Origin of the sequence: Bradyrhizobium sp. Ghvi (assembly GCF_900115265.1) — a bacterium.
In the GTDB taxonomy this organism is placed as follows: Bacteria; Pseudomonadota; Alphaproteobacteria; order Rhizobiales; family Xanthobacteraceae; genus Bradyrhizobium.
On sequence record NZ_FOVU01000003.1, the window covers coordinates 138,192 to 160,955 of the forward strand.

The following is a 22,764-nucleotide window of genomic DNA, read 5'->3' on the forward strand; positions in this document are numbered from 1 at the left end:
GCCGAACCCCTTCGGTCCGGTCTGAAATCGTCTTGCAGACTGAGTTTGCGTCGAACGCGGAGAACTGACCTTGCGTCTGATCAGGTGCCTCGCGCCCATTGCGCTGGGCCTCATGATTCTTGTCGCCGCGTCGCCTGCACGCGCGCTTGACGCCGTCAGCGTCCGCGGCGACGCGCCCGCGATCGACCTCACCAGCGTGCTCGAGCATCAGCGCAGCGACTCCGACCGCATCCAGGTCTCCACCGCGCCCGGCACCGACGGCATCGTCCGCCGCATCGAGGTGCGCGCCCGCGAGGGCGGCCAGAACTGGGTGGTGTTCGCGCTCGCCAACAACACCGACGACCAGCTCGACCGTCTGATCGTCGCTCCGCATTACCGCATCGTCTCCTCGGGCCTGCTGTGGCCCGACCTCGGCCTGTCACGCATCGCGACCATCACGCCGTCCACGGGCGACCGGCCCGACCGGCAGGAGAGCCCGACCGCCGACGTGTTCCGCGTCACGCTCGACCCCGGCGCCGTCGTCACCTTCGTCGCGGAACTGCGCACCGACAAGCTGCCGCAGCTCTATCTGTGGGAGCCTGAAGCCTACAAGGACAAGGTCAATTCCTTCACGCTCTACCAGGGGATCGTGATCGGCATCTCCGGGCTTCTGGCGCTCGTTCTCACCATCTTGTTCGTAGTGAAGGGCAGCATCATGTTCCCGGCGGCCGCGGCGCTGGCCTGGGCGGTGCTGGTCTATATCGGCGTCGATTTCGGCTTCTGGGGCAAGGTGCTCGACATGTCGAACAACGCCGAGCGCATCTGGCGCGCGGCGGGTGAGGCGATCCTGGCGGCGACACTCCTGGTGTTCCTGTTCGCCTATCTCAACCTCAGTCGATGGCATGTGCGCTATTCGCACATCACGGTGGGCTGGCTCGCCTTCCTTGGTTCGCTGGTCGCGCTTGCGCTGTTCGATCCGGCGGTGGCTTCCGGCATCGCCCGCATCTCGCTGGTGCTGATCGCCTTCGCCGGCTTCGCGCTGATCGTCTATCTCTCGACTCACGGTTTCGACCGCGCGGTGCTGCTGATCCCGACCTGGTTCCTGCTGGTGGTCTGGGTGGTCGCGGCTGGCATGACGGTGGCAGGCTCCGTCACCAACGACATCGTCGGCCCTGCCCTGCTCGGCGGCCTCGTGCTGATCGTGATGCTGATCGGCTTCACGGTGATGCAGCACGCCTTTGCCGGCGGCGGCGCCACCACCGGCGTGGTCTCCGACATCGAGCGCCGCGCCTTGGCACTGGCCGGCTCCGGCGATCTGATCTGGGACTGGGACGTCTCTGCCGACAAGGTCTTCACCAGCCCCGAGACCGAAGCCCTGCTCGGTCTCAAGCGCGGCACGCTGGAGGGACCGGCGGCCTCCTGGCTCGAGGTGCTGCACCCGCTCGACCAGGACCGTTTCCGCGCCGCGCTCGACAGCGTGCTCGACCAGCGCCGCGGCCGCCTGGTGCAGGATTTCCGCCTGCGCACTCCCGATGGCCATTTCATGTGGTTCGCGCTCAAGGCGCGCCCGGTGGTGGGTTCCGACGGCGAGGTCTCGCGCGTGGTCGGCACGCTCACCGACGTCACGGAGCTGCGCAACGCCGAAGAGCGCCTGCTGCACGATTCCGTGCACGACAATCTCACCGGGCTGCCCAACCGCAAATTGTTCATGGATCGGCTCGGCGCGGTGGCGAACTTCGCCAAGACCATGCCGACGCTGCGGCCGACGCTGATGGTGATCGACCTCGACCGCTTCAAGCAGGTCAACGATTCCGTCGGGATCGCGGTCGGCGATTCCATCCTGCTCACGCTGGCCCGCCGCCTCACCCGTATCTTGAAGCCGCAGGATACGCTGGCGCGGCTAGCGGGCGACCAGTTCGGCCTGATCCTTTTGTCCGAGCAGGACCCGGCCCGCATCACCGCCTTCGCCGAAACCATCCGCAAGACGATCCGCGCGCCGATCGCCTTCAACGACCGCGAGATCTTCCTGACGGCGTCGATCGGGCTCGCGCTGTCCGATCCTCAGACGCAACTGACGGACGAGATCATCAAGGACGCCGAGCTCGCGATGTATCATTCCAAGCGCATTGGTGGCGATCGCATCGACGTCTACAAGCCTGCGATGCGTGCGCGGAAGACGGACCGCCTGACGCTGGAGAGCGAGCTGCGCCGCGCCATCGAACGGCAGGAGCTGACGATCCTGTACCAGCCGATCGTGCGGTTGGAGGATCGTTCGGTCGCCGGTTTCGAGGCGCTGGTGCGCTGGGATCATCCAAAGCTCGGGCGCATGGCGCCGTCGGAATTCATCACCGTGGCCGAGGAGACCGGCCTGATCGTCGACCTCGGCATGTTCGTGCTCGACCAGACCGCAAAGCAGCTCTCGGTGTGGCAGCGCGCGATGCGCTCGCGCGAGCCGATCTTCGCATCCGTCAACGTCTCCTCGCGGCAGCTCTTGCGCCATGACCTCATCCACGACATCCGCACCGTGCTGTCGCGCTCCTCGGTGGCGCGCGGCACACTGAAGCTGGAATTGACGGAATCGCTGGTGATGGAAAATCCCGAGCACGCCGCGCAGATGCTGACGCGGATCCGCGAGCTCGGCACCGGGCTGTCGCTCGACGATTTCGGCACCGGCCATTCCTCGCTGGCGTATCTTCAGCGCTTTCCGTTCGACACCATCAAGATCGACCAGTCCTTCGTCCGCACCACCAATCGCGGCACACGGCCGGTGATCCTGAAATCGATCATCGCGCTTGCGCATGATCTCGGCATGGACGTGGTGGCGGAAGGCGCCGAGACCGATTCCGACGCAGTCGAGCTCTATCAATTGGGGTGCGAATACGCGCAAGGCTTCGCCTTCGGCGAGCCGATGGATGCCGATGCGGCGATGCGGCTGCTCACCGAAGTGCGGCTGGAAGCGGCGAGCTGATCTGATCTCTCGGCTCGCGCGCAATATCAAACCGTCATCCTGAGGCGTGAGCCATGCGACGCGAAGCGGCGCTTGGCGAGCCTCGAAGGATGAGCGGCCGAGATGCGGCCGGGCCGTCGCCCTTCGAGGCTCGTCCTGCGTTGCAGGACGAGCACCTCAGGATGACGGCGAGAGATTTTAGCGCATTACCTTCGCCCGTCCTTCTTCCGCTTCGTGAACCGCACGCTCTGGCCATCCGGCATCCTGGTTGCCACGAAGCCGGCGGCGAGGCAGGCTTCGCGTTGCGGCATCTGGATATCTGGGCTGCGCAGGCTGTCCCACCATGAGGCACGGTTCGCTGCACGCGGTAGCGCAGCGCCGATGATCTCCTCGATCTGCTCGAAGCTCAGCACGAATTCCGTCTGCTTCTGCCGCAACAGGTAATCCCGTAGCGCGTCGTAATCGTTCACTGCCGTCCTCATCCATCATCCGCGCCCTGATCTGCGCAAAAGCGTGCTCCGCGGAAACCAATCCTTAACTCATTGTGACGGCGCCGTCGCGGCTTAAACACTACGCAACATTTCAGGCGCATCCACTACGGTCAGGAGCAATCGATGCTGTCTGGGTGGCGCGACGTCGCGGCTCGCCGGCCGTGGCGCATTTCGGCGAAGCTGCTGATCATCTCGTCCGTCGTGACGGTGATCGGCTTTTCCGCCATTTGCGTCAACGTCATGCTCGACATGCGCCGCGGCGAGGAGGCGCTCGCCCGGCAGACGCTGGAGAACCTGGCGACGACGATCGACGCCGACATCAGCCGTAACATCGAGATCTATGATCTGTCGCTGAAGGCGGTCGCCAGCAACATGCTGCTGCCCGAGATCACCACGGTCTCGAAGCCGGTCCGCCAGCTCGTCCTGTTCGATCATGCCACTACGGCGCGGCATTTCGGCGCCATCCAGGTGTTCGACGCCGACGGCAGACTGACCATCGACGCCTCCACGCTCGATCCGCAAGCAGAGAACCGCGCCGACGAGGACTATTTCAGGATTCATCGCGACAATCCCGACGCCGGCCTGTTCATCAGCCGGCCGATGCTGTTCCGCGGCGCCTACTCGATCGTGCTGAGTCGCCGCATCAGCGACACGGACGGCGGCTTCCTCGGGGTCGTCGCCGGCTCGATCCGCTTCAGCTTTTTCCACGAGCTGTTCGAGCGGCTGAGCCTCGATCCCGCAGACACCATCACCGTGCTCAAGCGCGACCGCACCATCATCATGCGGCGGCCGTTCGATCTCGACATCATCGGCAAGAATCTGGGAACGCGGCAGGACTGGAAGCCCGAGAATCTCAGGGCGGGCGGGTCCTACGCCGGCAAGGGACCGGTCGACGTGACGCCGCGCCTCTATGTGCGCGGCAGCGGCTCCGGTCCGCTGTTTGTGGTGGCGGGCAAACCGCTGGCCGCCGTATTCGAGCTCTGGCGGAAGGAAGCCTATCGCATCGGCGCCGTGGTGCTGGCGCTGATCCTGTTCGTGCTGGCCTCCACGCTGGTGCTCGCCCGCGAGATCGGCCGCCGCGCCGAGGCCGAAAGCAAACTCGAGGAGATGGCGACCACGGACGCGCTCACCGGCCTGCGCAACCGCCGCAAGTTCGACGCCGTCATCGAGATCGAGTGGCGACGCGCCATGCGGGAGAAGACGCAGCTCGCGCTCTTGATGATCGATGCGGATCATTTCAAGGCCTATAACGACACGTTCGGCCATCAGGCCGGCGACCAGTTGCTGGTCGGCATCGCCATCTGCATCTCCGATTCGGTGCGCCGCGCCGGAGACTGCGTCGCACGCTACGGCGGCGAGGAATTCGCCGTGCTGTTGCCCAACACCTCGGCCGCCGATGCCTTCAAGATCGCAGAGACGATCCGCAACAAGGTGCAGGGGTGGTCCGACGGCGAGACGGCATCGACCGTCTCCTGCGGTGTCGCAAGCCTCGCGCCCACCGCCGGCATGGACTGGGCGATCCTGGTCGCCGCCGCCGACAAGGCGCTCTATGCCGCGAAAGCCGGCGGCCGCAACCGGGCGGTGGTGGCGAGCCTGCCGCAGCTGTCGCTGGTGGCGTGAGGCCCCCGCCCCCTCGCAGTCATTGCGAGCGAAGCGAAGCAATCCAGAATCTTTCCGCGGCGACAATCTGGATTGCTTCGTCGCCAGCGCAAAATTGCTTCGCAATTTTGTCGCGGGCTCCTCGCAATGACGAGAAGGCGGAGCCCTACTGCCCCAGATACTTCTTCATCTCCGCGATCAACCCTTCGCGCAGCTCCGGCCGCTTCAGAGCGTAAGCGATGTTGGCGCGGAGGAAGCCGGGCTTGGAGCCGCAATCATGGCGCTCGCCCTCGAACTCGACGCCGTAGAACTTTTGCGATTTGGCGAGCCCGATCATGGCGTCGGTGAGCTGGATCTCGCCGCCGGCGCCGCGCTCCTGGGTCTCCAGGATTTTGAAGATCTCGGGCTGGAGGATGTAGCGGCCGGTGATCGAGAGATTGGAGGGCGCAGTGCCCTTGGCCGGCTTCTCGACCATGCCGTCGACCTCGAACATCTTGCCGGTGCGCTTGCCGACGCCGCAGATGCCGTATTGATGGGTGAGATGATCGGGCACCGCCTCGACCGCGATCAAATTGGACTTCTCGCCGAGCGCTGCAGCCATCTCGATCATCTGCTTGAGGCAGCCCGGCGTGTTGAGCACGAGTTCGTCCGGCAGCACCACCGCGAACGGCTCGTTGCCGACGATGTCGCGCGCGCACCACACCGCATGGCCAAGGCCGAGCGGCGCCTGCTGACGGGTGAAGCTGACGGCACCGGCGTCCGGCTGGTTCTGCGCCAGGATTTCCTGCTCGGCCTTCTTGCCGCGCGCAGCCAAGGTCGCATCGAGCTCGAACATCCTGTCGAAATGATCTTCGATGACGTTCTTGTTGCGGCCGGTCACGAAGACGAAGTGCTCGATGCCGGCTTCGCGCGCCTCGTCATAGACGTACTGGATCAGCGGCTTGTCGACGATGGTGAGCATTTCCTTCGGCATTGCCTTGGTGGCGGGCAAAACGCGGGTACCGAGGCCGGCGACGGGGAATACGGCTTTGCGGATCTTCATGTGGTGATCGAATACCTCGAGAGATGCGTGAACGAAGCAATGCGAACTTGCTAGCCGGTTTGCAGCCGGTAACAAAGGCGGATGTAGGGCCTTTGGCTAAGGGCGTTAATGACAAGGCCGCCTACAAAATTTCACCTTTGTTAAGATATTGGCAACCGTAACGGGGCCTCCTGAAGGCGGATTTTTGGCCGGACAGGTGGGGCATGAGGCATTTGGTGACAGGAGCAACGGGATCTTTGACCGGCGCAACGATGCTTGCGGCCGCCTTGCTGTTCCCGCTTCAGGCGCAGGCGCAGGCCCAGAACGGCTTGTCGAACCTGTTCGGCGGCATTTTTTCCGGATCAGGCCCAACGCCTCAAGCCGCAGCGCCAGGCGGTGCCCAGCCCTGGAGCGGCGAGGACGGCGCGTCCGGCCATCCCTTGATGACGGCGGCCGCAATTCGCGAAGCTGCCGGCAATTTCAGCAATTGCGTCGCGGGCATGTGGCCCGATGCCGCACGTCGCGGCATCACGCAGGAGAATTTTCAGCGCTTCACTGAAGGCCTTGCCCCCGATCTGCGCATCATGGATTTGATGGACTCGCAGCCCGAGTTCACCAAGTCGATCTGGGACTATCTCGATATCCTCGTGAACGACAACCGCCTCGCCAAGGGCAAGGAAATCCTCGCCCAGTACAAAGCGCAGTTCGACGCGGCCGAGAGGACCTATGGCGTCGACCGCACCATCATCGCCGCGATCTGGGGCATCGAGTCCAATTATTCGACCCAGATGGGCGACCGCAGCGTGCTGCAATCGACCGCGACGCTCGCCTGCATCGGCCGCCGCCAGGCCTATTTCAAGGATGAGTTCCTCTCCGCGCTGGAGATCCTCAATCGCGGCGATCTGCGGCCTGAGCAGATGCGCGGCTCCTGGGCCGGCGCGTTCGGCCCGACCCAGTTCATGCCGACGGCGTTCAAGCGCTTTGCCGTAGACGGCGATGGCGACGGACGGCGTGACGTCGTCGACAATCCGACCGATTTGATCGCCTCCACCGCCAACAATCTGAAGAAGGACGGCTGGCAGAGCGGCCAGACCTGGGGCTTCGAGGTCGTGGTGCCCCAGGGATTCAACTACATGCTGGCCGACCGCGCCAGGATGATGACGATTGCGCAGTGGGAGAAGCTCGGGCTCAAGCGGGCTACTGGTCAGCCGTTCCCGAATCCCGCGGAGAAAGCCTATCTGCTGGCGCCCGCCGGCGCGCAGGGACCCGGCTTCCTGATGCTGCAGAACTTCCGGGTCATCATGAAATACAACCCGGCCGAGGCCTATGCGCTGGCGATCGGCCATTTCGCCGACCGTCTGCGCGGCGGGCAGCCCTTCGTGCAGCCCTGGCCGCGACAGGAGCGTGAGCTGTCGCGAAACGAGCGGCTGGAACTGCAGCAGCTTCTGGCCCAACGCGGCTTCTACAAGGGCACCCCGGACGGCCAGTTCGGCGGCCAGACCCGGGACGCCTTGCGCAACTTCCAAGCCTCGATCGGTGCCCCCGCGGACGGATTTGCCTCCTCCGACGTGCTGGACCGGCTGCGCGGACGGTAAAAGCGCGCCGAAAGTAACCTTGAAGCGGGGATTTTGGCCCTTCGACGGTGTATGGGCGTAAGAATCCGCAAGAGAATTTGCCCGTTTGGCGCCCGATTCCGTTATTATAGCGAGCCAATCCCAGACCCGCTGCGCGCGCCCGAGATCGCATGTCGAAGCCAAAATCATTTTTCAAGGCGCTGACCGAGACCGGCCCGCTGATCGCGCTGGGAACGGCGCTCGCGATCCTCGTCTCGATTGCGGGACCGGCTTCGGCGCAGTTCTTCAACTTCCCCGGCTTCGGCGGCCCGCCGCAACGCGCGGCCCCGCCCCCGCGACATGGCGGTGGCTGGTTCGGCGGCGACTTCTTCGCGCCGTTCCAGCAACAGCAGCCGCAGGCCCCGCGCCAGGATTTTTCGCGCGCGCCCGCGCCCGCCAAGCGCGACACCATCCCTGAAAAGAACGTGCTGGTGATCGGCGACGCCATGGCCGACTGGCTCGCCTACGGCCTGGAAGACGCCTACACCGAGCAGCCCGATATGGGCGTGATCCGCAAGCACCGGACCACCTCAGGCCTGATCAAGTACCAGCCGAAAGGTGAGCCGTCGGATTGGGCCGCAGCAGCGAAGGGCATTTTGGAGACCGAGAAGCCGGACGTCATCGTCGTCATGCTCGGCCTCAACGACCGCATCGCGATCCGCGAGCCCGTCACCGACAAGCCCGCCGACAAGGACAAGAAGAACGACAAGGGCGCGCGCGCCAAGCCACAAGGGAAGCCAGGCGACGCAAGGCCCGATACCGCCGCCAAGCCGGACGACAAGCCCGTCGATACCGACCTGCCGCAGGATGACGCTGACAACCCCGATACGCCTGCGACGACGCCCGAGAAGGCCGCGCGCAACCCGAACGGCCTTTACGAATTCCGCGACGACCGCTGGGTCGAGCTCTACAGCAAGAAGATCGAGGAGCTCGCGGGTGTGCTGAAAGGCAAGGGCGTGCCCGTGCTCTGGGTCGGCCTGCCCGCAATCCGCGGGCAGAAGGGCACCGCGGACATGCTGTTCCTGGATTCGCTCTATCGCGAAGGCGCGGCCAAGGCCGGCATCACCTATGTCGACGTCTGGGACGGCTTTGTCGACGAGGCCGGCCGCTTCCTGCAGAAGGGCCCGGACTTCGAAGGCCAGATCCGCCAGCTCCGCAGCGGTGACGGCGTCTACTTCACCAAGCCGGGTGCGCGAAAACTCGCGCATTATGTCGAGCGCGAAATCACGCGCCTGCTCGCCGGACGCTCGGGCCCGATTGCTCTGCCGAGCGAACCGGCAACGCCCGACACCAGTGCCGAACCCGGCAAGCCCGCACCCCGGCCGCTTGCCGGCCCGATCGTGCCACTGGTGGCAGCCTCGATCTCGACCGATCAATTGCTGGGTGGACCGGGCACACGTCCCGCCGCCGTCGATGCGCTTGCAGCGCGGACGCTGGTGAAGGGCGAGCCGCTGGCCGCGCCCGCAGGTCGTGCCGACGACTATGCCTGGCCGCGCCGCGAAGTCGGCCGCGAACAGGCCAAGGGCGATACGCCAGTTGCGGCGACGACGCCCGAAGGTGGTGCTGCGGCTTCCGGTGCGCCGGGCACGCCGGGGCCGGCCGCCGCAATCGCGCCGCCCAAGCCGCCCGCGCCCAAGAAGCCTGCACCACAGCAGCAGCCGGCACAGGCGACGCCCTCGTTGCGCGAGTTCTTCGGCTTCGGTTCGCCGCAGCCAACACCGCGTCAATTCGCGCCGGCGCCGCGCAACCCGAATCCGGGCCCTGCGGTCCCGCGTCCACCGGCGAATGTCGGGCGGGCGGCGGAAGTCGTGCGCTAGCCTCGTGTCCCGGACGCGCTGCGGCGTGTAACGCTGCTGCGCAGAGCCGGGACCTAGCTCCTCCCACACCGTTCAAGAAAGATTGGGCCCCGGCTCAGCAGCGCACCACTGCGTGATGCGCTGCGTCCGGGGCACGGAACCGCTCGCGAACAACTAGCCGTAATAGCGCCAGCGCGGCGGCGGACGGCGCGCGGGCCGCGACATCAGAAGCGCAAGCGCGAAGCCGATACCACCGGCGACCAGCAGCGCGCCGAGCGGATTGTCCTGCACCTTCTGCGCGATCGCCTTGGAGCCATCGCGGAAGGTCTCGCCGCTGTTCTCATAGGCGTCCTTGGCGTAGCCCGTCGCAGTGTCCGCTGCGTCACGCACGGCATCCTTGGCCTGGCCATAGAGATTCTGCACGGTGCCTGCGGCTTCCCGCGCCTTGCCCGACGCCTGCGTCTTGGCATCGCCTGCCATGTCTCCGACAGCGCCTTCCGCGCGTCCGGCGAATTCCTTGGCCGATCCGACAATCCGATCCGTATCCATGATGCTCCTCCTCGGGGTCTGCCCAAGTAACCGATCAGGAGGAGCGCAGTTCCAACCGTTTGCGAAAGTGGCGCCCGCTACAGGATGAGCCCGCCATCGACGACGAGCGTTTGGCCGATGATGTAGGACGACAGCGGCGAGGCCAGGAACAAGGCTGCGCCCGCCATGTCGGCCGGCGTGCCCAATCGCCGCAGCGGAATGCGCGCCAATGCGCCTTCGAGCCGCTTGGGATTGTCGGTCGTCACCTTCGTCATCTTGGTGTCGACGAGGCCTGGCGCGATGCCGTTGACGCGGATGCCGTCCTCAGCCCAGGCCTCGCCCAGCGTCCGCGTCAATCCGACCGCGCCGGTCTTCGAGGCATTGTAGGCGGGATTGCCCATGGTGGAATGATAGGCGGCGGTCGAGGACACCATGATCAGCGCACCCCTGGAATCCCGCAACATGGCATGAAAGCGCGTTGCGCACGCCATCAGGCTCATGAGGTTGACCTCGACGACCTTGCGAAAGCCGGCCATCTCGAACTCGCCGCGGCGATAGATCACCGCGCCCTGCGCCAGCACCAGAATATCGAGCTTGTCGAAGGACGGCTTGAACGCCTCGATCGCGCCGGGGTTGCCGACATCGAGCTGCGCGTAAGCAAGACCGGTGAGATCAGAGCCCTGCTCCGCCTGATATTCCGTTGCGCGAGCGCGCGTACCGCAAACCGCGACGTTGGCGCCTCTGGCACGAAAGGCCTGCGCGATGCCGTTGCCGATGCCGCTGGAACCACCGATGACCAGCACCTGCTTGCCGGAGAAATCGAGCTCGTTCGCCATCGCGGCCTCCCCTTTTATCTCGCTTGCTTGACCTGTCTGCGGATCGACGCCAGCCTTGTCCATCTCATCACAAGAAACAAGAGACACGAGGAAACAGCATGTCCGAGTTCAAAGAGCTCAGCCGCTCCGTCAAGGGCCTGACCGTTCTCGTCACCGGCGCCGCCAGCGGCATGGGCCGCGCCACCGCGCGCGTGTTCGGAGGCGAAGGCGCCAACGTCGCCGTGACCGATCATGACGAGCAAGGCGCGCAGGCAGTCGCGAAGGAAATCGCAGCCAGCGGCGGCTCGGCCAAGGCATGGAAGCTCGACGTTGCCGACGGCGGCGAGATCAGGCGCGTGGTCGGCGAGGTCGCCGCGCATTTCGGCGGGCTTGATATCGTGGTCAACAATGCCGGCATCTCCGTGCGCGTCGCGATCGACGATGAGGCCTACGAGGAGGCCTGGGCCAAAGGCATCGCGGTGATGCTGACGGCGCATCCGCGTATCATCCGCGCCGCCCTGCCGCACCTGCGCAAGTCGAAATCCCCGCGCATCGTCAACATCGCCTCGACCGAGGCGCTCGGCGCCACCGCATTGCATAGCCCGTATTCTGCAGCGAAGGGCGGTGTCGCGAGCCTGACGCGGTCCCTCGCGGTCGAGCTCGGCCGCGAGGGCATCACCGTCAACTGCATTTGTCCCGGTCCGATCCGCACCGCCATCACCGAGCGCATCTCGGAAGAGCACAAGACCATCTACGCCAAGCGCCGCACGGCACTGCTGCGCTACGGCGACCCTGAAGAGGTCGCGCATATGACGCTGAGCCTGTGCCTGCCGGCGGCCTCCTTCCTCACCGGTGCCGTGATCCCGGTCGATGGCGGGTTGATGGCGCGCAACGCGTAAGAGCCATGCGCGGGGAGCGTTGACATCAACAGGCGCGGGAGTAGCTTTTTCGCGAGCAGAGCGGGGCCAACCGCTCGCGATCCGCGGGAGAGACGCCATGACGATCGCCATCCGGCAGCTTCAGAAGCATTTTGTCGGCGAGGTTTCCGGCCTCGACCTGCGAAAGCCTCTCACACCCGATGAGGCCCGCGAGGTCGAGTCCGCCATGGACACATACGCGGTGCTGGTCTTCCACGACCAGGACATCACCGACGAACAGCAGATGGCCTTTGCGCTGAATTTCGGTCAGCGCGAGGATGCGCGCGGCGGCACGGTGACCAAGGAAAAGGACTACCGGCTCCAGTCCGGCCTCAACGACGTCTCCAATCTCGGCAAGGACGGCAAGCCGCTGGCGAAAGACAGCCGTACCCATCTGTTCAATCTGGGCAATTGCCTTTGGCATTCCGACAGCTCGTTCCGTCCTATCCCGGCGAAATTCTCGCTGCTGTCGGCACGCGTGGTGAACCCGAAGGGCGGCAACACCGAATTCGCCGACATGCGCGCGGCCTATGACGCGCTCGACGACGAGACCAAGGCCGAGATCGACGACATGGTTTGCGAGCATTCGCTGATGTATTCGCGGGGATCGCTCGGCTTCACCGAATATACCGACGAAGAAAAGGCGATGTTCAAGCCGGTGCTGCAGCGATTGGTGCGCACGCATCCCGTGCATCACCGCAAGTCGCTGTATCTCTCATCGCATGCCGGCAAGATCGTTGGCATGAGCGTGCCGGAGGGACGGCTGTTGCTGCGCGACCTCACTGAGCACGCAACGCAGCCAGAGTTCGTCTATGTCCACAAATGGAAGCTGCATGATCTCGTGATGTGGGACAACCGCCAGACCATGCACCGCGTCCGCCGCTACGACCAATCGCAGCCCCGCGACATGCGGCGCGCGACGGTCGCGGGAACAGAGCCGACCGTGCAGCAGCAGGCGGCGGAGTAAGACCGCTCAATAACCGGTGTCATCGCCCGGCTTGACGGGCGATCCAGTACTCCGAGACGGTTGTGATTGAATTGAGAGGCCGCAGCGTACTGGATGCCCCGGTCGAGCCGGGGCATGACACTGGAGTATGCCGCTACGCGTGCCCGGCCTCATTCGACAGCATGCCGGGATCGATTCCGATCTTGCGCAAGGCGCGGCTGTATTTCTCGTCGACGTCGTCGCCGAAGATCAGGTCCGCATCCGCGTCGCAATGCAGCCAGCCATTGCTCTGGATCTCGGTCTCGAGCTGGCCCGGCGCCCAGCCGGCGTAGCCGAGCGCGAGGATGGCATGTTTGGGGCCCGAGCCGTTGGCGATTGCGCGCAGGATGTCGACGGTCGCGGTGAGGCAGATGCCGTCGTCGATCCGCAGCGTGGCATGCTCGATGTAGAAATCGCTGGAATGCAGCACGAAGCCGCGACCGGTATCGACCGGACCGCCGGCCAGCACCTTCATGCTTTCGGCATTTTCCGGCAGCTTGATATGCTCGCCCTTCTTGATGATGCCAAGCTGCTCCAGCAGCTCCGGGAAATCGATGCTGCCTGCCGGATGGTTGACGATAATGCCCATCGCGCCCTCGGCGGAATGCGCACAGAGATAGATCACCGAGCGCTCGAAACGCTGATCGCCCATCACGGGCATCGCGATCAGCAGCCGTCCGTCGAGATACCCGGCCGAGCTGGGAAGCGCGGGGCTCGCGCCGCGGGTGCTTTCGCCCGTCCGTTTGCCTGTGGGAGCCATCGGTAAAGCACTCCGGTTTCAATTCCTATCCTGATGTTGGCCCGGGCCGCTGTCAAATCAAGGCTTGCAGGGACATGATTCGGGTGCATCCATCACAAGCAATTCAATGGTTTGCCTTTGGGGGACCCTGTAAAGACGTGCCATGCTGACAAGAGTTCCCCTGCATGCGGCGATTGCTGTCGCGACAACCCTGCTTGCGTCATCGCCGGCGACGGTAGCCCATGCCGACGATGCATCGCCGTGGCAGCGCGACGGGCATTCCGCGGTGCGGCTATTGGCGGGATCGCGCAGCGGTGCAGTGCTGCTCGGCGGTATCGCGTTCCAGATCCAGCCCGGCTGGAAAACCTACTGGCGCATGCCGGGCGATTCCGGTGTTCCGCCGCGGTTCGATTTCTCGAAGTCTGACAATGTCGAAGCGGTGACCGTCATGTGGCCGGCGCCGCAGAAGTTCGACGATGGCGCGGGCGGCCACTCGATCGGCTATCACGACCAGATCGTGCTCCCCTTGCGCATCGTCGCCAAGGCGGCGGACAAGCCGGTGACGTTGCGCGCCGAGATCAATTACGCGGTGTGCGAAAAGCTCTGCGTTCCCGTCGCGGCCAATGTCGAGCTCGGCTTCAACAACGTCGCTTCGACCGAAGATGCCAATTTGCGCGCAGCACTCGATACCGTGCCGAAGCCGGCCAATATCGGCGATCCCAATCCGCTGACCATCCGTGACGTCAAGCGCGACGGGCCCAAGAACGTCCTCGTCGATGTGGTTTCACCCGAGAACAGCAAGGTCGATCTGTTCGTGGAGGGACCGACGCCCGAATGGTCACTGCCGATCCCTGAAAAGGTCGCGCCCAGCCCGCCCGGCGTGAACCGATTTTCGTTCGAGCTCGACGGATTGCCGCCGGGCGTCAAGCCCGACGGCGCGGCGCTGAAGTTCACGCTGGTCGGACCGGAGAAATCGTACGAGTTCAATACGAATTTGGAGTGAGGTGCGCCACAGGCGCCTCGTCCTCCGCTGTCGTCCCGGACAAGCGCAGCGCAGATCCGGGGACCCATACGCCGCAGTAACGATTTTGCGAAGACTCGGAGTTGCCCGCTCGCGCGCTAACTTCTCCCTGGGATTATGGATCCCGGCTCTGCGCTGACGCTTGTGCGGGATGACACTGTTGGCTGTTGCGACAGCGCCTCCCTCACCCAACCGAATCTTAACGAATGGTTGCTAGTCCCAAGGCCACCGCATCAGCCTGCCGCAACATGCGGGACGCCTGGGGATCTCGATTTGGCCGTGATGGATGCAGAACCTGCAACGACCGGACCGGCCGGGCTGATCGCGCGGCTGCGCGCCAAACTGACCGGCGGCTCGAGCGAAGCGTCGCTGACGCGGCGGCTGGCCGGCACCATCTTCCTCATCCGCGTCATCAGTGCGGGCCTCGCCTATGTCTCGCAGGTGCTGCTCGCGCGCTGGATGGGCACGTCGGACTACGGGATCTACGTCTATGTCTGGACCTGGGTGCTGCTGCTCGGCAGCATGATGGACTTCGGCATCTCCGCCTCCGCGCAAAAGATCATTCCGGAATATCGCGCCGGCGGCGACCACGCGCTGTTGCGTGGCTTTCTCTCCGGCAGCCGCTGGCTGACCTTTGCCGTCTCGACCCTGACGTCGCTGGCGCTCGCCGGCATCGTCAGACTGCTGTCACCCTGGATCGATCCGGCCGAGGAGCTGCCGCTCTATATCGGCTGCATGACTTTGCCGGCCTTCGTCGTCGCCAACACCCAGGACGGCATCGCGCGCTCGCATGACTGGATGCAACTCGGCCTGATGCCGCAATTCATCATCCGGCAGGCGCTGATCATCGGCATCACGGCTGTCGCCTTCCTGCTCGGCTTTCATCTCGGCGCGGTCGCGGCGATGCTCGCCAGCCTTGGTGCAGTATGGATCGCGATGACCGGGCAGATGGTGGTGCTGAACCGCAAGCTTGCCGATCATATCGCGCCCGGGCCCAAGGCGTACGACATCCGCGGCTGGCTCGCAGTCTCGCTGCCGATCCTGCTGGTCGAAAGCTTTTACCTGCTGTTGTCCTACACCGACGTGCTGGTGCTGCAGCAGTTCCGCCCGTCCGACGAGGTCGGCGTATATTTTGCGGTAGTGAAGACACTGGCGCTGGTGTCGTTCATTCATTACGCGATGTCGGCGACGACGGCGCATCGCTTTGCCGAATACAATGCTGGCGGCGACAAGGCGCGGCTGTCGGCCTATGTCGCGCATGCCATCGCCTGGACGTTCTGGCCGTCTCTCGCCGCGACGACCGCGCTGCTCGCATTGGGTAAACCGTTGCTCTGGCTGTTCGGACCGCAATTCGTTGTCGGCTACGACATCATGTTCATCGCCGCTGTTGGCCTCGTGGTGCGCGCCGCGATCGGGCCGGTGGAGCGGCTGCTCAACATGCTCGGCGAGCAGAAGATCTGCGCGCTGGCCTACGCGCTGGCGTTCGTGATGAACGTGGTGCTGTGCGTGGCGCTGGTGCCGCGCTTCGGCGGTCAGGGCGCCGCAGCCGCGACCTCGGTCTCGCTCACCTTCGAAACGGTGCTGCTGTTCTGGATCGTACGGCAGCGTCTGGGCCTGCATGTGCTGGCGTTTGGTAAATAGGAATTACACATCCGAGACCCGCCCTCCCTTGGGGAACGACTGTTTCGCAACGAGCCCGCGAACAAGGCGAAACACCTCCCTACCTCCAAGGGACAGCGAAAATTTTCTTATTCCGCCCAAGAGGTTGCATCGCAGGGAATGTTTATTCTACGTCGTATTGCTCAATCGACGAGATCAACTTAGATTCTGCGGGCATGATGGATCCACTGTACGTCGCTTCGGGATTTGCCGTCGGCCTGCTTGTCGGGATGACCGGCGTCGGAGGTGGCTCGTTGATGACGCCGCTGCTGATCCTGCTGTTCGGCGTCCATCCCTCCACCGCGGTCGGAACCGACCTGCTTTATGCCGCCGCTACCAAGACCGGCGGCAGTATCGTCCATGGCTGGTCGCGCAGCGTGCACTGGCCGGCGGTGCTGCGGCTCGCCTCTGGCAGCATTCCGGCGAGCGCGCTGACGCTGCTCGTGTTGTGGAAGCTCGACCTGAAGAGTGATGCCGAGCGCAACCTCGTCAACATCGTGCTGTGCTTCGCGCTGCTGCTCACTGCGACCTCGCTGATCTTCCGCAAATCGATCATGGAGCGCTATCGCCGTCGCCTCGAACAAATCGACGAGCGCACCACGGCGATGGCGACCGTCATCACCGGCGTCGTACTCGGCGTGCTGGTCTCGATCTCCTCCGTCGGCGCCGGCGCGGTCGGCGTGACCGTGCTGCTGTTGCTCTACCCGCGCCTGCCGGTGGCGACGATCGTCGGCTCGGACATCGCGCATGCCGTGCCGCTGACCCTGGTTGCCGGGATCGGGCACTGGGCGCTCGGCGACGTCGACTGGGGCCTGATGGGTGTGCTCTTGATGGGCTCGCTGCCCGGCATCATCGTGGGCAGTTACAGCGCGACACGCGTGCCCGAAATGGTGCTGCGCCTGACGCTGGCCAGCGTCCTCATGCTGGTCGCTGGCAAGATCATGTTCGCGGAATTGAACCTGCAATCCGCGATCGTGACGGCGCTGGCCTGGAGCCATTAGGCGGAAGCCGGCGCCTCACTCTCGCTGTCATCGCCCGGTTTAACCGGGCGATCCAGTACTCCGAGAAAAATTGTGATTCAATCGATAGCCGCGGCGTACTGGATGCTCCGGTCAAGCCGGGGCATGACAGAGTGCGCGCGCCCTTACTCCGCGGTCCAACCGCCGTCGATCGACAAATTGGTGCCGGTGATCTGCGCGGCATCGTCGCTGCACAGGAACAGCGCCAGCGCCGCGACCTGCTCTGATGTCACGAACTCCTTGGTCGGCTGCGCATCGAGCAGCACGTCGTTGATGACCTGCTCGCGGGTGAGATTGCGGGCCTTCATCGTATCCGGGATCTGCTTCTCGACCAGCGGCGTCCAGACATAGCCGGGGCTGATGCAGTTGCAGGTGATCTTGTGGGTCGCGACCTCAAGCGCCACGGTCTTGGTCAGGCCGGCGATGCCGTGCTTGGCCGACACATAGGCCGACTTGAAAGGCGAAGCGACCAGCGAATGCGCCGAAGCGGTGTTGATGATACGCCCCCAGCCCTTCTTCTTCATGCCGGGCACGGCGGCGCGGATGCCGTGGAAGGCCGAGGACAGGTTGATCGCGATGATCTGATCCCACTTCTCGATCGGAAACTCCTCGACCGGCGAGACGAACTGGATGCCGGCATTGTTGACGAGAATGTCGACCGAGCCAAAGGTCTTTTCGCCAAGCGCGATCATGCCGGCGATCTCGGCCGGCTTGGTCATGTCGGCGGGGGAATAGATCGCCCTCACGCCGAAATCGGACTCGATCTTGGCACGCTCCTTTTCGATGTCCTCCGGCGAGCCGAAGCCATTGATGACGACATTGGCACCGGCGCCGGCGAAGGCGCGCGCATATGCAAGGCCAATCCCGCTGGTCGAACCTGTCACGACGGCGTTTTTGCCTGAGAGAGTACCCATATTATTCGCTCCTTTTTGGCGGGGGCGCGGTGACGTCCCCGGTGAGATCGTAGGTGACCATGGTCTCGCCGGACTGCGGCCGCTCGAGCCAATCCTTGTGGCGCATCGACAGATGCACGTCGCGCACGCCGCTCTCCCAATGCTCGACCATGGCGACATGGGAGAAGTCGTAATCCTTGGACGAAGACTCGTAATTCTTGCTGCGGTAGATCAGGTGCACGACGGTGACGGTGCTCTCGCGCGCCGCCTTGTTGAGGATCTCGACCGACGGATCGTTCTTCAGATAATCAGGCAGCTTGTCGATCAGCTCGCGCAGCGCCTTGCGCGTGTTGTGCACCTGCTTGTTCTTGTCGGTATTCATCCGCGTTCGGCTGGAGAATCTGATGTCTTTCTCGCGCTCCGTCGCCTCGAGCAGCGAGTTCGGCAGATCGCCGCGGGCGCTGAAGAGGTCGACCTGGAAGATCAGGAGGTCGCGGTCGAGCTCCGCATCCAGCACGAAGTCGAGCGGCGTGTTGGAGGCGATGCCACCGTCCCAATAATGTTCGCCGTCGATGACCACGGACGGAAACCCCGGCGGCAGCGCACCGGAAGCCATGATGTGCTCCGGGCCGATCTTCTTGCCGAGCTTCTTGAACTCGTAATTGTCGAAATACTTGAAGTTGCCGGAGGTGACGCCGACGGCGCCGACCGACAGGCGGGTCTTGAGATCGTTGATGCGGTCGAAGTCGACGAGCCGCTCCAGTGTCTTTTTCAGCGGCGCAGTGTCGTAATAGCTTTCAGCCTGCTTGCTGCCGGGCGGCCACAGCGGCGCGGGCGGCACGCGCGGAACGAAGAAGCCGGGTACGCCGAAGGTCGCGATCAGGGCGGCGCTGGTGGAATTGAACAGCTCGCGGCTGTGATCGCTCTTGCCGATCGGCTTCCACGGCACCGGCGCGGAAACCATTTCCCAGAATTCCTTGAGTCGCTTGACGCGGGTGTGGCCCTCATTGCCGGCGATGATGGCGGCGTTGACAGCGCCGATCGAGATGCCGGCGACCCATTCAGGCTCGAAATCGAAATGGCACAGCGCCTGATAGGCGCCGGCCTGATAGGAGCCGAGCGCGCCGCCGCCCTGGAGAACCAGGACGCGCTGCGCCTTCGCGGGGACTGTTGCGACTTCCGGGCTGTGATCTGTCATAAGGGACTAATAGCAAAAGGCGAGCCACCGTGGCGACAGTCTGCCGCGGCGTCAATGCATCCCGGGATCAAGTCTGGCTTATCGGGGCTCGGTCGATGCCAGGATCATGGTCCAGAACACCTTGTACTTGGTGCCTGGAGCATAGCTTGCCGCGATGCCCAATTTTGTGACACCGCTCTTGAGCATGTTGGCGCGGTGCGGAGGCGAGTCGCGCCAACCGGAAAACGCTTCTGCCAGCGTATGATAGCCGGCCGAGATGTTCTCGACCGCCACCGTCGCGGGATAACCGCCGGCATTGAGCCGCTTGCCCAGGGGCGCGCGGACGTCATGGTCCATCTTGTTGGCAGCGGCCATGGCGTTGGACTGGGATTCGGCGAGCCGCATCAATTCGGGGTCGACCTCGACGGAGCCGAGCCCGTTGTTCTGGCGGTATTGCGAAATCATGATCGCTGCGGCCGGCGCATCGAGCTTGGCGCCCGGGACCGACATGTCCGCATACATCGACGGCTGCTGGACCGGCGCTTCGTTGCCGGCGCAGCCGGCAAGAAGCAAAGTGATGAGAATTGCGGCCGCAGCGCGCATGTAGAGGCCCCCAAATGAGGGGCCGTTGTTGCATACCAACAATGGCTGAAAGGTGAATTTTGAAGAAAATCGTAGCTGTCATTCCGGGCCGATGCGAAGTATCGAACCCGGAATCTCGCGCGACAATCTCGGGATTCCGGGTTCGCGCTGGCGCGCGCCCCGGAATGACGGTCTAGCCCGCAAAGATCCGGTAGCGGCGAGGATTTAGCCCGATCGTATCGCCGGCACGCAGTTCCCGGTCACGGGGGGCATCGATCTCGATGGTTTCGCCGCCGGAGAGTGCGACCTCGGCCCGCTGCACGGGGCCGCAATTCCGGACGTGCTGAACCGCGCCCTCGAACGCGCCCGAGCCCGGCGGGCCAACCAACATATCATGTCGCCGCACGAACAGTTTTGACGCGCCAGGCGCAAGGCCGTCGGCCGCGAGCCGCAGCGGCCGGTCGCCCAGCCTGACGACGCCGGCTTCGACCTGGACCGGCAGCTCGATGGATTCGCCGATGAAGCCGTGAACGAAGGCCGTCGCCGGGGTCTCGTAGACGTCATCGGGCGAGCCAATCTGCTCGATCCTGCCCTTGTCCATCACCACGACGCGGTTGGCGACTTCGAGCGCTTCTTCCTGGTCGTGGGTGACGAAGATCGAGGTGACGTTGATCTCGTGATGCAGCGAACGGAGCCATTTGCGCAGCTCTTTGCGCACCTTTGCATCGAGCGCGCCGAACGGTTCGTCGAGCAAGAGGATGCGCGGCTCGATCGCCAGCGCACGCGCAAGCGCGATGCGCTGGCGCTGGCCGCCGGAGAGCTGGCTCGGATAGCGGTCGGCGAGCCAGTCGAGTTGCACGAGATCGAGCAACTCCTTGACGCGGGCGCGGATCGTCGCCTCGTCCTTGCGGACCGCGCGCGGCTGCACGCGCAGACCAAAGGCGACGTTCTCGAACACGCTCATATGGCGGAACAACGCGTAGTGCTGGAACACGAAGCCGACGTGACGTTCGCGCGCGCCCTGCGCCAGCGCGTCCTCGCCGTTGAAGGAGACTTCGCCCGCATCGGGCCAATCGAGACCGGCGATGATCCGCAGCAGCGTGGTCTTTCCCGATCCGGACGGGCCGAGCAGTGCAAGCAACTCGCCGCTTTCGACCTTGAGATCGACGCCGTCGAGGGCTTTGAAGCTGCCGAAGATCTTGACGAGATTTTTGACTTCAATGGTCACGGTCTTCTCCTCCGTCCAGCCGACGCTCCAGGACTGTCTTTGCGACCAGCGTGATCAGCGCCAGCATGGCGAGCAGCGAGGCGATCGCGAACGCGGCGACGAACTGGTACTCGTCGTAGAGAATCTCGACCAGCAGCGGCATCGTGTTGGTCTCGCCGCGGATGTGGCCGGAGACGACCGAGACCGCGCCGAACTCGCCCATCGCGCGCGCATTGCAGAGCAGGACGCCGTAGAGAACGCCCCATTTGATGTTGGGCAGCGTGACGCGGAAGAAGGTCTGCAGGCCCGAGGCACCCAGCGAGATTGCGGCCTCCTCCTCCTGCGTGCCCTGTTCCTGCATCAGCGGGATCAGCGCCCGCGCCACGAAGGGGAAGGTCACGAACGTGGTTGCAAGCGCGATGCCGGGCACCGCGAACAGGATCTGGATGTCGTGATCCCTGAGCCAACTTCGGAAATAACCCTGCGCACCGAACAGCAGCACAAAGACGAGGCCCGAGATCACCGGGCTCACCGAGAACGGCAGGTCGATCAGAGTGATCAGGAAGGTCTTGCCGGGGAAATCGAATTTGGCGATGGCCCAGGCGGCGACCAGGCCAAATACCAAATTGAGCGTGACCGAAATCGCAGCGACCAGCAGTGTCAGCTTGATCGCGGCCAGCGCCTCAGGCTCGGCCAGCGCGGTGATATAGGCCATGATGCCCTTCGAAAACGCCTGCGCGAACACGAGGACCAGCGGCATCACGACGAAGACGGTGAGAAAGGCTATCGCGAGCGAGATGATGGTGACGCGCACCGCACGGGGCTCGGTACGGAGATTGTTGCGCGCCGCGGCAGCGTGGGCACGCGCCTTCGCCTCGGGCGAGGACAGGGAAACGGAATCGGCGATCTGCATCGTCATCGCATCCCCCTCAATGCACCGGAACCCGGTTCTGCGCCCAACGCTGCAACCGGTTCACCGCGAAGATGATGACGAAGGACACGACGAGCATGACGACCGCAATTGCAGTCGCGTCGGCATAACGGAATTCGGACAGGCGGATCACGATCAGCAGCGGCGCGATCTCGGAAACATTCGGCAGATTTCCGGCGATGAAGATCACCGAGCCGTATTCGCCGACAGCACGGGCGAAGGCGAGCGCGAGACCGGTGAGCAATGCCGGTGCGAGCGAGGGCAGGATCACGCGTGTGATGGTCTGCCAGCGGCTGGCCCCCAGGCTGCCTGCGGCTTCCTCGATCTCGGGATCGAGATCCTGCAGCACCGGTTGCACCGTGCGCACCACGAAAGGAATGCCGATGAAGATCATGGCGACGAAGATGCCGAGCGGCGTGAATGCCACCTTGATGCCGAGCGCGGCGAGCGGCGCGCCGAGCCAGCCCTTCTCGGCGAACAGCGCGGTCAGCGCGACCCCAGCCACCGCCGTCGGCAATGCGAACGGCACGTCCACGATGGCATCGAAGATCCGCCGGCCGGGGAAACGATAGCGCACCAGCGCCCAGACGATGATGCTGCCCATCACGAGATTGACGCAGGCCGCCGCAAACGCGAGTCCGAAGGAGACGCGCAGTGCATTCAGGGTGCGCCGGCTGGAGAGGATGGCCCAGAACTGCTCGGGACTGAGTTCGGTGGATCTCAGGAACAGCCCGCCGAGCGGAATCAGGATGATGACGGACAGCCAGGTCAGCGTCAGTCCCATCGTGAGACCGAAGCCCGGCAACGTCCGGCGTCGTGCTGCAATTGCGCTCACTCAGTCCCCT

20 protein-coding genes are annotated in these 22,764 nt (G+C 64.4%); 9 read left to right on the plus strand and 11 right to left on the minus strand.

Annotated elements, in window-relative coordinates:
• Positions 1-70 precede the first annotated feature (70 nt).
• Positions 71-2,947: an EAL domain-containing protein gene (locus tag BM374_RS11850; RefSeq protein WP_177248247.1), complete on the plus strand. Its 2,877-nt coding sequence runs from the start codon at positions 71-73 to the stop codon at positions 2,945-2,947.
• A 185-nt stretch (positions 2,948-3,132) separates the two neighbouring features.
• On the opposite strand, the gene BM374_RS11855 is transcribed toward BM374_RS11850, so the two are convergent.
• Positions 3,133-3,396, minus strand: a complete 264-nt coding sequence (locus BM374_RS11855) for a DUF7662 domain-containing protein (RefSeq protein ID WP_164938977.1) — start codon at positions 3,394-3,396, stop codon at positions 3,133-3,135.
• A gap of 144 nt (positions 3,397-3,540) precedes the next feature.
• Here BM374_RS11855 and BM374_RS11860 point away from each other — a divergent pair, with 144 nt between their 5' ends.
• Positions 3,541-5,037: a sensor domain-containing diguanylate cyclase gene (locus tag BM374_RS11860; protein WP_092292210.1), complete on the plus strand. Its 1,497-nt coding sequence runs from the start codon at positions 3,541-3,543 to the stop codon at positions 5,035-5,037.
• 145 nt (positions 5,038-5,182) lie between these two features.
• Here the strand turns inward: BM374_RS11860 and BM374_RS11865 are convergent, their stop codons facing one another.
• Positions 5,183-6,058, minus strand: a complete 876-nt coding sequence (locus BM374_RS11865) for a UTP--glucose-1-phosphate uridylyltransferase (RefSeq protein WP_092292212.1) — start codon at positions 6,056-6,058, stop codon at positions 5,183-5,185.
• Positions 6,059-6,294: 236 nt separating this feature from the next.
• On the opposite strand from BM374_RS11865, the gene BM374_RS11870 reads away from it, so the two are divergent.
• Both BM374_RS11870 and BM374_RS11875 read left to right on the plus strand, forming a co-directional pair.
• On the plus strand, positions 6,295-7,632 hold the full coding sequence (locus BM374_RS11870; protein WP_092292214.1) for a lytic murein transglycosylase: 1,338 nt from the start codon (positions 6,295-6,297) through the stop codon (positions 7,630-7,632).
• A gap of 149 nt (positions 7,633-7,781) precedes the next feature.
• A complete protein-coding gene (locus BM374_RS11875; protein ID WP_092292216.1) occupies positions 7,782-9,467 on the plus strand; it encodes an SGNH/GDSL hydrolase family protein in 1,686 nt (561 codons plus the stop codon).
• Positions 9,468-9,620: 153 nt separating this feature from the next.
• On the opposite strand, the gene BM374_RS11880 is transcribed toward BM374_RS11875, so the two are convergent.
• Positions 9,621-9,995, minus strand: coding sequence for a CsbD family protein (locus tag BM374_RS11880; protein ID WP_092292218.1), 375 nt, complete (start codon positions 9,993-9,995; stop codon positions 9,621-9,623).
• A 77-nt stretch (positions 9,996-10,072) separates the two neighbouring features.
• The gene (locus BM374_RS11885) at positions 10,073-10,810 is read right to left on the minus strand and encodes an SDR family NAD(P)-dependent oxidoreductase (protein ID WP_092293393.1); all 738 of its coding nucleotides are present in this window, start codon (positions 10,808-10,810) and stop codon (positions 10,073-10,075) included.
• 98 nt (positions 10,811-10,908) lie between these two features.
• Between BM374_RS11885 and BM374_RS11890 the strand changes: the two genes are divergently transcribed.
• Positions 10,909-11,688, plus strand: coding sequence for an SDR family NAD(P)-dependent oxidoreductase (locus BM374_RS11890; RefSeq protein WP_092292220.1), 780 nt, complete (start codon positions 10,909-10,911; stop codon positions 11,686-11,688).
• Between the two features lie 97 nt (positions 11,689-11,785).
• On the plus strand, positions 11,786-12,673 hold the full coding sequence (locus tag BM374_RS11895; protein WP_092292222.1) for a TauD/TfdA dioxygenase family protein: 888 nt from the start codon (positions 11,786-11,788) through the stop codon (positions 12,671-12,673).
• A 133-nt stretch (positions 12,674-12,806) separates the two neighbouring features.
• Here the strand turns inward: BM374_RS11895 and BM374_RS11905 are convergent, their stop codons facing one another.
• Positions 12,807-13,451 (minus strand): YqgE/AlgH family protein, encoded by a 645-nt coding sequence (locus BM374_RS11905; RefSeq protein ID WP_092292226.1) that lies wholly within the window; start codon positions 13,449-13,451, stop codon positions 12,807-12,809.
• 142 nt (positions 13,452-13,593) lie between these two features.
• Here BM374_RS11905 and BM374_RS11910 point away from each other — a divergent pair, with 142 nt between their 5' ends.
• The 3 genes from BM374_RS11910 to BM374_RS11920 all read left to right on the plus strand — a co-directional run bounded on the left by BM374_RS11910 (position 13,594) and on the right by BM374_RS11920 (position 17,111).
• The gene (locus BM374_RS11910; RefSeq protein ID WP_092292228.1) at positions 13,594-14,433 is read left to right on the plus strand and encodes a protein-disulfide reductase DsbD domain-containing protein; all 840 of its coding nucleotides are present in this window, start codon (positions 13,594-13,596) and stop codon (positions 14,431-14,433) included.
• 291 nt (positions 14,434-14,724) lie between these two features.
• A complete protein-coding gene (locus BM374_RS11915; protein ID WP_502689429.1) occupies positions 14,725-16,092 on the plus strand; it encodes a flippase in 1,368 nt (455 codons plus the stop codon).
• A 194-nt stretch (positions 16,093-16,286) separates the two neighbouring features.
• Positions 16,287-17,111: a sulfite exporter TauE/SafE family protein gene (locus tag BM374_RS11920; RefSeq protein WP_092292232.1), complete on the plus strand. Its 825-nt coding sequence runs from the start codon at positions 16,287-16,289 to the stop codon at positions 17,109-17,111.
• A 143-nt stretch (positions 17,112-17,254) separates the two neighbouring features.
• Here the strand turns inward: BM374_RS11920 and BM374_RS11925 are convergent, their stop codons facing one another.
• From BM374_RS11925 to cysT, 6 genes are all read right to left on the minus strand, one after another.
• The gene (locus tag BM374_RS11925; protein ID WP_092292234.1) at positions 17,255-18,043 is read right to left on the minus strand and encodes a 3-hydroxybutyrate dehydrogenase; all 789 of its coding nucleotides are present in this window, start codon (positions 18,041-18,043) and stop codon (positions 17,255-17,257) included.
• A 1-nt stretch (position 18,044) separates the two neighbouring features.
• A complete protein-coding gene (locus BM374_RS11930; protein ID WP_092292236.1) occupies positions 18,045-19,220 on the minus strand; it encodes a DUF3734 domain-containing protein in 1,176 nt (391 codons plus the stop codon).
• A gap of 78 nt (positions 19,221-19,298) precedes the next feature.
• Positions 19,299-19,802: a CAP domain-containing protein gene (locus BM374_RS11935; protein ID WP_092292238.1), complete on the minus strand. Its 504-nt coding sequence runs from the start codon at positions 19,800-19,802 to the stop codon at positions 19,299-19,301.
• Positions 19,803-19,974: 172 nt separating this feature from the next.
• Positions 19,975-21,009 (minus strand): sulfate/molybdate ABC transporter ATP-binding protein, encoded by a 1,035-nt coding sequence (locus tag BM374_RS11940; protein ID WP_092292240.1) that lies wholly within the window; start codon positions 21,007-21,009, stop codon positions 19,975-19,977.
• Positions 20,999-21,907 (minus strand): sulfate ABC transporter permease subunit CysW, encoded by a 909-nt coding sequence (cysW, locus tag BM374_RS11945; protein WP_092292242.1) that lies wholly within the window; start codon positions 21,905-21,907, stop codon positions 20,999-21,001. Before cysW ends, BM374_RS11940 begins: the two co-directional genes overlap by 11 nt.
• A gap of 10 nt (positions 21,908-21,917) precedes the next feature.
• A complete protein-coding gene (gene cysT / locus BM374_RS11950) occupies positions 21,918-22,754 on the minus strand; it encodes a sulfate ABC transporter permease subunit CysT (RefSeq protein WP_092292244.1) in 837 nt (278 codons plus the stop codon).
• Between the last annotated feature and the right edge of the window lie 10 nt (positions 22,755-22,764).

Excerpts from the sequence above, each read along its gene's own strand:
- BM374_RS11930 (WP_092292236.1), bottom strand. The coding sequence starts at position 19,220 with ATGACAGATCACAGCCCGGAAGTCGCAACAGTCCCCGCGAAGGCGCAG.
- BM374_RS11910 (WP_092292228.1), top strand. The coding sequence starts at position 13,594 with ATGCTGACAAGAGTTCCCCTGCATGCGGCGATTGCTGTCGCGACAACC.
- cysW (WP_092292242.1), bottom strand. The coding sequence starts at position 21,907 with ATGACGATGCAGATCGCCGATTCCGTTTCCCTGTCCTCGCCCGAGGCG.
- BM374_RS11860 (WP_092292210.1), top strand. The coding sequence starts at position 3,541 with ATGCTGTCTGGGTGGCGCGACGTCGCGGCTCGCCGGCCGTGGCGCATT.
- BM374_RS11935 (WP_092292238.1), bottom strand. The coding sequence starts at position 19,802 with ATGCGCGCTGCGGCCGCAATTCTCATCACTTTGCTTCTTGCCGGCTGC.
- BM374_RS11885 (WP_092293393.1), bottom strand. The coding sequence starts at position 10,810 with ATGGCGAACGAGCTCGATTTCTCCGGCAAGCAGGTGCTGGTCATCGGT.
- BM374_RS11905 (WP_092292226.1), bottom strand. The coding sequence starts at position 13,451 with ATGGCTCCCACAGGCAAACGGACGGGCGAAAGCACCCGCGGCGCGAGC.
- BM374_RS11925 (WP_092292234.1), bottom strand. The coding sequence starts at position 18,043 with ATGGGTACTCTCTCAGGCAAAAACGCCGTCGTGACAGGTTCGACCAGC.
- BM374_RS11865 (WP_092292212.1), bottom strand. The coding sequence starts at position 6,058 with ATGAAGATCCGCAAAGCCGTATTCCCCGTCGCCGGCCTCGGTACCCGC.
- BM374_RS11880 (WP_092292218.1), bottom strand. The coding sequence starts at position 9,995 with ATGGATACGGATCGGATTGTCGGATCGGCCAAGGAATTCGCCGGACGC.
- BM374_RS11920 (WP_092292232.1), top strand. The coding sequence starts at position 16,287 with ATGATGGATCCACTGTACGTCGCTTCGGGATTTGCCGTCGGCCTGCTT.
- BM374_RS11875 (WP_092292216.1), top strand. The coding sequence starts at position 7,782 with ATGTCGAAGCCAAAATCATTTTTCAAGGCGCTGACCGAGACCGGCCCG.
- BM374_RS11895 (WP_092292222.1), top strand. The coding sequence starts at position 11,786 with ATGACGATCGCCATCCGGCAGCTTCAGAAGCATTTTGTCGGCGAGGTT.
- BM374_RS11890 (WP_092292220.1), top strand. The coding sequence starts at position 10,909 with ATGTCCGAGTTCAAAGAGCTCAGCCGCTCCGTCAAGGGCCTGACCGTT.